This is a genomic window from Rodentibacter sp. Ppn85 (assembly GCF_001999335.1).
In the GTDB taxonomy this organism is placed as follows: Bacteria; Pseudomonadota; Gammaproteobacteria; order Enterobacterales; family Pasteurellaceae; genus Rodentibacter.
The window spans coordinates 36,035-45,368 of the sequence record NZ_MLHS01000046.1; the positions used below are offsets into that span (position 1 = coordinate 36,035).

The window sequence follows — 9,334 nt, forward strand, 5'->3', positions numbered from 1 at the left end:
TTTTCTGAAAAGTGCGGTTAAATTTAGAGCCGTTTTAACCGAATTTACCTGTAATATAATCCTCGGTTTCTTTACGTTTCGGTTTAGTAAAGATCTGTTTGGTATCACCGATCTCGATAAGCTCGCCAAGATACATATAAGCCGTCATATCAGAGACCCGTGCCGCTTGTTGCATATTATGGGTTACAATTGCAATAGTATAGTCATTTTTAAGTTCTGTAATCAACTCTTCAATATAAGCCGTTGATATAGGGTCAAGAGCGGATGTGGGTTCGTCAAGTAATAATACTTCGGGCTGACAAGCTATGGCTCGAGCAATACATAAACGTTGTTGTTGTCCACCGGAAAGAGAATTACCGGATTGTTTCAATTTATCTTTCACTTCTGTCCACAAGGCAGATTTTTTTAATGCCCATTCCACTCGGTCATCTAAATCGCTTTTGCTGAGTTTCTCATATAGTTTTACACCAAAAGTCACATTATCATAAATGGACATTGGGAAGGGGGTTGGTTTTTGGAAAACCATTCCAACTTTAGCTCGTAATAAGTTAACATCAACATCCGCATCAAGAATATTTTTGTTATCCAATAATAATTGACCTTCCGCACGCATATTAGGATAAAGATCGTACATACGGTTAAATATGCGCAACAAAGTGGATTTACCACAGCCGGAAGGACCGATAAAAGCCGTAACTTTTTTTTCTAAAATATCCACATTAATATTTTTTAATGCGTGGAAATGCCCATAGTAAAAATTTAAATTTTGGGTTGAGATTTTGGTTTTCATCATCATTCCTTAGTGTTTTTTACGACCTAAAATTCTCGCTGCTACATTAGCAATTAATACTGTAAAAGCGATAAGTAGGGCTCCAGCCCAAGCGAGCGATTGCCAGTCCTTATAGGGACTCATCGCAAATTGATAAATAACATTCGGTAAATTTGCGATAGGTTGATTCATATCCGAACTGAAAAATTGATTATTTAATGCAGTGAATAACAAAGGTGCGGTTTCACCTGAAATTCGGGCAAATGCAAGTAGAACGCCGGTTAGCACGCCGGTTTTTGCTGCTTTTAGTGTGACCATTGAAACCATTTTCCACTTTGGCGTTCCTAAAGCATAAGCCGCTTCCCGTAAACCGTTCGATACTAATTTCAACATATTCTCAGTTGTCCGTACAACAACAGGAATAACCAGTAAGGATAATGCAAGGGAGCCAGCCCAACCGGAAAAATGCCCTTGTTTCACAATAATAATTCCATAGATAAATAAACCGATAACAATAGAAGGGGCGGAAAGCAAAATATCGTTCATAAATCGGGTCATAGCGGCTATTTTGCTATGTCTGCCGAATTCCGCTAAATAAACTCCGGTTAAAATGCCGATTGGCGTACCGATAAAAAGCCCGAATAAGGTGATGAGTAAACTCCCCCAAATAGCATTGCGTAAACCGCCGCCGGCATCAGGAGGCAAGGTATCAACCTGAAAAAGATGCCCCCCCAATCCGCTTATACCATTTGTTAGAAGAGTGTAAAAAATCCAACCCAACCAGAATAAACCGAATCCCATCATTACCCAAGCTAACATTAAATAGAAACGGTTAAGCCATTGGCGGCGTACATATAACGAATGATTTATTGTGTTTTTCATCTAACGTCCCTCTGATTTTACCGCTTTTAATAACATTAGTTTTGATAGACACAATACGGTAAAAGTGATAACGAAAAGAATTAACCCAAGATAAAGTAGAGAAGATAAATGCATCGGATCAACGGCTTCCGCAAATTCATTTGCAAGTGCAGAAGTGATCGACACACCGGAGTTATTTAAGCTGGCACTGATATTAAAGGTATTTCCAATAACAAAGGTAACTGCCATTGTTTCACCTAATGCACGTCCTAAACCAAGAATGACTCCTCCAATTACCCCTACTTTTGTATAGGGCAATACCACACTACGAATCACTTCCCAACGTGTACAACCCAATCCATAAGCAGATTCTTTCAACATTGTCGGGGTTACTTCAAACACATCGCGCATTACCGAGGCGATATAAGGAATAATCATAATCGCAAGAATTAAACCGGCCGCAAATAACCCTATTCCCATCGGGATACCGTCAAATAATACGCCGATTAACGGAATGTCGCTAAAATGTTCAATCATAAACGGTTGAACCGTTTCGGAAAATATAGGGGCAAACACAAACAATCCCCACATCCCGTAAATGATTGAAGGAATACCGGCTAATAATTCTATTGCTATACTTAATGGACGGCGCAGCACGACAGGGCAAAGTTCGGTAAGAAAAACCGCAATCCCAAAGCTAACCGGTACAGCAATAATCAGAGCGATAATAGAAGTCACTAACGTACCGTATATAGGCGCCAGTGCACCATATTTGCCTTGTACGGTATCCCATTCGTTTGAACTAAAAAATTCAAAACCAAATTGTTGCATTGCGGGATAAGCGCCGATAATCAATGAGAGTAAAATACCACTGAGTATCGCGAGTACAAACAAAGCAAAAAAACGGGTAGTATTAACAAATAAAGCATCAATAAGTGCTTGTTGTTTTAGTTTTTTGGAAAGTGTCATCATTTTTCCTTATCCCCTCCCGTTAAAGGGAGGGAATATATTTTTATTTCAAATTAACTTTTTTCCATTCATCGCGCACAAGCTGTTTTACATTATCCGGTAAAGGAACATAATCCAATTTTTGCGCTTGCTCATTACCTTTTTTGTATGCCCAGTCAAAGAAATTCAAGACGGTTTCCGCTCTTTGCTTATCCGCTACGTTTTTAGGTACTAAGATAAAGGTTGCGGCGGCGAGTGGCCAAGCTTGCGCGGAAGGCTGGTTAGTTAATACTAAACTGAATCCTTTTGCTTTGCTCCAATCAACATTTGCAGCCGCAGCAAAACTTTCTTGAGAAGGTAAAACAAAGTTACCCGCAGCATTCTTTAACTGAACGTGAGTCATTTTATTTTGTTTCGCATAAGCATATTCAACATAACCGATGGAATTCTTAACACGCCCAACATAAATCGATACGCCCTCATTACCTTTTCCCGCAGCACCGCTTGCAGAAGTCGGCCATTTAACTGTATTCGCCGCACCGACCTTATCTTTCCAATCTGATGAAACTTGGCTCAAATAGTGGGTAAAGATAAAACTTGTACCGGATCCGTCCGCACGAAACACAGTGGTGATTGCTTTATCCGGTAAATTTAACGAAGGATTTAATTGCTTAATTTTTTCATCATTCCAATGAGTAATTTTTCCTAAGTAAATATCGGCTAACAATTCACCGGTTAATTTTAACTCTCCGGGTTTTATTCCCTCTACATTGATTACCGGTACGACCCCACCGATAACGGTTGGAAATTGGACAAGATTATTTTTTTCAAGATCATCTTCTTTCATTGGTGAGTCTGACGCTCCAAAATCAACAGTACCGGAGAGAATTTGTTTCACACCACCGGAGGAACCGATAGACTGATAATTTATTTGATTACCGGTTTCAGCCTTATAGTTCATTGCCCATTGCACATAAATCGGTTGAGGGAAGGAAGCCCCGGCTCCGGTTACCGTTGTTGCCTTTGCCGCCTGGCTAAAAGCAAAAATAGACAATAAAGCAAGAGTGACAGTACGTATTTTCATTGTATTCTCCTTAAGTTTGGATGATTAAGTAGTCACATTACTAATATAGTAAAGAAATATTTCATAAGTATGACAAACAAACATTTATTTACATCAAGTGGAATGAGCTTTGCCCGCATTTTAAAACAAAGCAAAAAATCAACCGCACTTTTCCACACTTATTTTAAGTTAGACTCAATTTCTGCCAGCGCTTTATGGCGAATATCAATACCACGAACTAAATACACAACATGTTCCGCGATATTTTTAGCATGATCGCCAATCCGCTCTACGGCTTTATTCATCATCATGACATCAATCCAAGTGCTGATATTTTGAGGTTGTTCAAAAATATTCGTGGTAAGTAAGCGTAATTGATTGCGATAATCCATATCTAATTTTTCATCCGATAAACGTAACTCGACTGCCGCATTCTCATCTAATCGGGCAAAAGCATCCAATGCACGACGAATCATTATAGATGACATTTCTAAAATACGATGGGTATCGTATAAGCCGGAAGCCGAAATTTTGTTATTAATTAATAAATTATTTGTATAGAAGGCAATTTTTTTTAATTCATCGCCAATACGTTCCAGATCAACAATAATTCTAGAAGTCGTTAAAACAAAACGTAAATCACCGGCAGCAGGTTGGCGTCGAGCAATAATTGTTTGGCAATGATCATCAATTAATTCTTCCATTTCATTGATTTTCTTCTCACTTTCAATGACTTCCTGTAACCCTTGCGGATTAGCTCGGCTTAGGCTTTGTAGAATAATTTGAATTTGCTGCTCGACTATCCCCCCCATTTGCATAACTTCTGTGCGAACGCCTTCTAATTCTTGATTAAAATGTGAAGAAATATGCTGATTTTTCATTTTGATCCTTAAAAATAAATTCAATGCGCTCGAAGTATAAAAGAGAAATATTTCAGGAATATGACAGCTTGTAAGATTGTGCTAAAAGCAACAGTCTTCACTCGCACTTTACAAAAATTCCGACATTACGTAGCAAACTCAAAAATGAAACATTTAGGCAAAATGTAGCAACATACTAAATATGCCTATTTGATAAATTATTGATATTGGATACACGCAGTGTGTTCCTACGCTCACATTAAAATGTCAGTTTTATGCAACTGCAACATAAGGGATTATTCATTACAATTACACTAAAGATTGAAGAAAGGAGTTATTTAGAAAGGAAATTAAGATTAGAACAAGGTGCAAATTGCACCTTATTTCTATCATTAAAGCATCGGTTGAGCATTTTCTACCTGAACAAAAAAACCGTTCCCATTCAGAATAACACTATAATCCGTTTGGTATTGCTTACCATGGGTTTCCACCAACGCGTGACAGCTCCGAATACTTTGTTGCGGATAATATTGTGTTTCATGTACTTGTCTAATTTGTTTCACGGTCATTTGCGTTCCGGTCATCTTACCTTGTTGCTTAAATGCGTCAGAAAGCACTTTAGCGACCTGATTATCTTGGCATTTTGGGACGATAACGGCTTTTGTCGTTTGTTTAGGCGGTATATCTTTTAATGTGTGAGCTTTGCTTTCCACCTTCTCAATTTTCTTTGCAGAAACTTTTTGCACGGCTGTTTTCGTTTTTTCAATTTTCTTTATTTCTTTCTGCTTATTCTTAATCGGCTGTGATTTCATTACTTTTTTACCGGTTGAAACCGGATTCTTAACAGTAGTTTTCCTCACTTTGGTTGCCGATTTTTTCTGTACTTTTTTTTTCTTCTCTACCGCGTTGTTCGTTGTTTTTTTCTCTCTCGTTTTTTTCGCTTGTGTTTGTTTAGTTTGCTTAATCACTTGTTTTGTCGTTGTATTTTTATTTTGTGATGCGGCAACAGTATTGCTACCAATAAAGAAAAACACAGCAAATAAAATCTGAAATAATTTTTTCATAAATGTCTCCTTAAACAAAAAGTGCGGCTAAATTAACCGCACTTTTATCAAACCTAAAATTAAAGATAGTAATGTTCTACATAGTTTAACTTATCGTCAAGTTTTAACACTAACGGCTGACCTGTTGGAATTTCAAAATCCATAATTTCTTCGTCAGAAATCCCGATAATATGTTTTGCCAACGCACGAAGCGAGTTACCATGCGCCACCACTAAAACACGTTTACCAGAAAGCATTGCCGGAGCAATTTGATCTTCCCAGAACGGAAGAGCACGCTCTAAGGTAAGTTTTAAGTTTTCTGCATTCGGCACAACATCTGATGGAAGATTCGCATAACGGCGGTCATTGTGTGCGGAGTTTGGATCTTGCGGATCTAAATCCGGAGGAGAAATATCATAAGAACGGCGCCAAATATGAACTTGTTCATCACCGTACTGCTCTGCTGTTGCTTTTTTATCCAAGCCTTGTAATGCACCGTAGTGACGTTCGTTTAAACGCCAGTTTTTCACTTGAGGAATCCATAATTGATGCGATTCTTCCAACACGATATTACAAGTTTTAATGGCTCGAGTTAATACGGAAGTAAACGCAATATCAAATTCATAGCCGGCATCTAACAATTTTTTACCTGCTGCTTTAGCCTCTTCTACACCACGTTCGGTCAAATTAACATCACGCCAACCAGTGAATAAATTTTTCGCATTCCATTCACTAAAACCGTGACGAATGAATACTAATTCCATAGGGATCTCCTAATATTTTAAGTAAAAAAGAATGCACACTTTATAACAAAAAATCCCTTTATTTAAAAGCAAAAAGGCGGGATTTCCTGATCTTCCGCAAAAAATTAAATCTAGCCATTTTAGCCCCATCAAAATAATGCTACTATTTGCGCTTTGTGGACAAAAATAGCTTTCATTGATTTTTATCTCTCGAGTTTAATCTATGCAATATTGGCAATTGATGACAAAAACATTTTCAAAATCAACCGCACTTTTAGTTGCATGTGGACTTATAGGATTTTCATCAGCCGGTTATGGCAATGGCAATGACTTTAACCAAATCCAACAGCAAATTAAGCAACAAGAGTCAAAACTTGCCAAACAAAAACGTGAACAGGCAAAACTTCAGTCCACCTTAAAAAATCAAGAGAGCAAAATTAATGCGGTTGCCGGGGAATTACGTGAAACCGAATTAAATTTAAAAGAAATCCGTAAGCAAATTTCAGAAGCCGATAAACAAATCAAGCTACTAGAAAAGCAAGAAAAAGAACAAAAAGCAAAACTCGCCAAGCAAATAGACGTCATTTACCGCTCAGGGTTAAATCCTTCCGTTCTGGAAAGAATGCTGTCGGAAGATGCCAAGAAAGCTGCTAGGATGAAGGTTTATTACGAGCATTTAAACCAAGTCCGTATTGAGATGATTACTAATATCCAAGCGACACAGGGACAAATTATTAAACAAAAAGAGGTAATCCTAGGACAACAACAAAATCACCAAAATCAGCTTTTCACGCAGAAAAAACAGCAGCAAGAATTAGAAAAAATTCAGCGTAAACGGCAATCTACGTTGAATGAAATTAATAAAAATATCAACAAAGAGCAAGATAGACTAGCGAGTTTACGGGCGAACGAAAGGGCATTGAAACAAGAAATTCAACGTGCCGAGCAGGCCGCACGCCAGCAAGAACAACGCGAGCGGGAAGCACTGGCTCAACGCAAACAAGCAGAAGAAAAACGAACCGCGAAACCTTACACTCCGACTGCGCAAGAACGTCAGTTAATTAACAGTACTAATGGATTAGGTGCGGCAAATCGTCAATATAATAAACCGGTAAACGGTTCGACGCTTTATACTTTTGGCTCCACTCAAGCCGGTGAGGTCCGTTGGAAAGGTATGGTGATTGCCGCATCAAACGGTACGCCAGTTCGCGCCATTGCCAACGGTCGGGTCATTTTAGCCGGGCAACTCACCGGTTATGGCTATATGGTTATTATCAAACACGGCGACAGCGATCTGAGTTTGTATGGTTTTAACCAAGCCGTTTTTGTCAAACCAAACCAACTTGTTTCAGCAGGTCAAACTATTGCACAAGTAGGTAATACTGGTGAAATTTCTCGCCCCGCATTATATTTTGGTATCAGTCGCAAAGGCGTGCCCGTGAACCCTGCCAGATGGATTAAATAATAATGAATAGAGCATTTAAAAGTGCGGTCAAAAATCTTGTCGTTTTTTCCACCGCACTTTTCTCCACATTTACAGTCGCACAAAGTAAACTTGCCATCGTCATTGACGACGTGGGCTACCACCCCAAAGAAGATGCGGCAATTTTTGCTATGCCGCGTGAAATTTCCGTGGCGATTATTCCCTCTGCGCCCTACGCGCAAACCCGTAACCAAGAGGCTAAAAAACAAGGTCGTGATATTCTAATTCATATGCCGATGCAACCTTTGAAGCAAACAAAAATTGAAGAAGGGGGATTGCATTTGGGAATGTCGGCAGAACAGGTGATAAACCGCGTTCAAAAGGCAAAAAATATCGTTAGTCACGCAATCGGTATGAATAATCATATGGGCAGCGCCGCCACTGCTGACACGACGTTAATGACACATTTAATGAATGCGCTTCGCACACAGCATTTATTCTTCTTAGACAGCCGAACGATTGGTCGCTCCGTTGCCGGAAAAATCGCCAAAGAACAAGGAGTTCGTTCGTTAGATCGCGATATTTTCTTAGATGATAGCAATGAATTTTCTGATGTGCAGCGCCAATTTCAAGCTGCCGTTCAATACGCGAGAAAGCATGGTACAGCAATCGCTATCGGACATCCGCGTAAAAACACCGTTGCGGTATTGCAACAAAATTTGCGTCATTTACCCTCGGATATTCAGCTTGTCGGTATGGGAAGTTTATGGCGAAACGAACGTATCGTGCCGCCAAAACCGTTTATTTTACTGTTTAGCGATGTCCCCGCCCCGACTTCAATAGCGCCTTACGAGCCCATTCCGCTATTACGAGGTGTACCTAAATAAAAAAAGTGCGGTCAGAAAAATACTTAATTTCTGACCGCACTTTTATCTAATAGCAATGTGTTTTAGCGTCCGTTGTACTCAAAATATAACACGGTAGCCGCGACACGGGAATGTACGTTTAATTTACGCAATAAATTACGAATATGTACTTTTACCGTTTCTTCGGAAATAAATAACTGCCCTGCAATTTGTTTGTTCGATAATCCGGTGGCAATTAAGCGTAAAACGCCCATTTCACGATCGGTTAATAAATCCATCGGGTCACGATTATGCTCACGTTCAATCAATAAATCTTTGATTGAGTTACTTAAAATAACCTCGCCTTTTGCAATACGTTTGATTTCTTCAAGTAAGGTTTCCGGTTCCGTATCTTTTAATAAATAGCCGTCCGCTCCTGCATCAATTAAGGCGAAAATATCATTTTTAGCATCTGACACCGTCAAAATAACAATACGAGCATCCACCCCTTCAGCACGCAAGCCCTTCAGGGTATCCAAGCCTGAAAGCCCTTTCATATTAAGATCTAAAATAATTAAATCCGGCGATGTCTGTAACGCAACAGAAATTCCCTCCGTACCACTCCCAACACCAGCAACGACTTCGAAATTTTCTTCTAATTCAATTAGTTGTTTGATACCTCGACGCATTAACGGATGATCGTCGATGAGTAAAACTTTTAATTTTTCTTGCATATTCCTCCCATTGGCGAACAATAAAATTAGGGGCTGACGTAGATT

Annotated in this window: 10 protein-coding genes; 2 read left to right on the top strand and 8 right to left on the bottom strand. The window is 39.2% G+C overall.

Features of this window, described 5'->3' with window-relative positions; all coding sequences use genetic code 11:
* Positions 1-34: 34 nt before the first annotated feature.
* The 7 genes from pstB to BKL51_RS08725 form a co-directional block, all read right to left on the bottom strand.
* Entirely contained in the window at positions 35-796 is a 762-nt protein-coding gene (pstB, locus tag BKL51_RS08695) for a phosphate ABC transporter ATP-binding protein PstB (protein WP_198930123.1), read from the bottom strand.
* 3 nt (positions 797-799) lie between these two features.
* A complete protein-coding gene (gene pstA / locus BKL51_RS08700; protein ID WP_077466313.1) occupies positions 800-1,651 on the bottom strand; it encodes a phosphate ABC transporter permease PstA in 852 nt (283 codons plus the stop codon).
* Complete coding sequence (gene pstC, locus BKL51_RS08705; RefSeq protein ID WP_143530578.1) at positions 1,652-2,599, bottom strand: phosphate ABC transporter permease subunit PstC; 948 nt, start codon at positions 2,597-2,599, stop codon at positions 1,652-1,654.
* A 43-nt stretch (positions 2,600-2,642) separates the two neighbouring features.
* Positions 2,643-3,662, bottom strand: coding sequence for a phosphate ABC transporter substrate-binding protein PstS (gene pstS, locus BKL51_RS08710; protein ID WP_077466315.1), 1,020 nt, complete (start codon positions 3,660-3,662; stop codon positions 2,643-2,645).
* Positions 3,663-3,820: 158 nt separating this feature from the next.
* Complete coding sequence (gene phoU, locus BKL51_RS08715) at positions 3,821-4,522, bottom strand: phosphate signaling complex protein PhoU (RefSeq protein WP_077466316.1); 702 nt, start codon at positions 4,520-4,522, stop codon at positions 3,821-3,823.
* Between the two features lie 371 nt (positions 4,523-4,893).
* Positions 4,894-5,565 carry a hypothetical protein gene (locus BKL51_RS08720; protein ID WP_077466317.1) on the bottom strand — a complete coding sequence of 224 codons (672 nt, stop codon included), beginning with the start codon at positions 5,563-5,565 and terminating at the stop codon, positions 4,894-4,896.
* Between the two features lie 59 nt (positions 5,566-5,624).
* Positions 5,625-6,308: a 2,3-diphosphoglycerate-dependent phosphoglycerate mutase gene (locus BKL51_RS08725; RefSeq protein ID WP_018356893.1), complete on the bottom strand. Its 684-nt coding sequence runs from the start codon at positions 6,306-6,308 to the stop codon at positions 5,625-5,627.
* A gap of 220 nt (positions 6,309-6,528) precedes the next feature.
* On the opposite strand from BKL51_RS08725, the gene envC reads away from it, so the two are divergent.
* Complete coding sequence (gene envC, locus BKL51_RS08730; RefSeq protein WP_233127107.1) at positions 6,529-7,752, top strand: murein hydrolase activator EnvC; 1,224 nt, start codon at positions 6,529-6,531, stop codon at positions 7,750-7,752.
* Positions 7,753-7,754: 2 nt separating this feature from the next.
* Positions 7,755-8,597 (top strand): divergent polysaccharide deacetylase family protein, encoded by an 843-nt coding sequence (locus BKL51_RS08735; protein WP_077466319.1) that lies wholly within the window; start codon positions 7,755-7,757, stop codon positions 8,595-8,597.
* A 62-nt stretch (positions 8,598-8,659) separates the two neighbouring features.
* Here BKL51_RS08735 and BKL51_RS08740 read toward each other — a convergent pair whose 3' ends face one another.
* A complete protein-coding gene (locus tag BKL51_RS08740; protein ID WP_077466320.1) occupies positions 8,660-9,289 on the bottom strand; it encodes a response regulator in 630 nt (209 codons plus the stop codon).
* Positions 9,290-9,334: the final 45 nt, after the last annotated feature.

Bases quoted from the DNA above. Each gene is read 5' to 3' on its own strand.
- envC (WP_233127107.1), top strand. From the start codon at position 6,529: ATGACAAAAACATTTTCAAAATCAACCGCACTTTTAGTTGCATGTGGA.
- BKL51_RS08740 (WP_077466320.1), bottom strand. From the start codon at position 9,289: ATGCAAGAAAAATTAAAAGTTTTACTCATCGACGATCATCCGTTAATG.
- pstC (WP_143530578.1), bottom strand. From the start codon at position 2,599: ATGACACTTTCCAAAAAACTAAAACAACAAGCACTTATTGATGCTTTA.
- pstB (WP_198930123.1), bottom strand. From the start codon at position 796: ATGATGATGAAAACCAAAATCTCAACCCAAAATTTAAATTTTTACTAT.
- BKL51_RS08725 (WP_018356893.1), bottom strand. From the start codon at position 6,308: ATGGAATTAGTATTCATTCGTCACGGTTTTAGTGAATGGAATGCGAAA.
- pstA (WP_077466313.1), bottom strand. From the start codon at position 1,651: ATGAAAAACACAATAAATCATTCGTTATATGTACGCCGCCAATGGCTT.
- BKL51_RS08735 (WP_077466319.1), top strand. From the start codon at position 7,755: ATGAATAGAGCATTTAAAAGTGCGGTCAAAAATCTTGTCGTTTTTTCC.
- BKL51_RS08720 (WP_077466317.1), bottom strand. From the start codon at position 5,565: ATGAAAAAATTATTTCAGATTTTATTTGCTGTGTTTTTCTTTATTGGT.
- pstS (WP_077466315.1), bottom strand. From the start codon at position 3,662: ATGAAAATACGTACTGTCACTCTTGCTTTATTGTCTATTTTTGCTTTT.
- phoU (WP_077466316.1), bottom strand. From the start codon at position 4,522: ATGAAAAATCAGCATATTTCTTCACATTTTAATCAAGAATTAGAAGGC.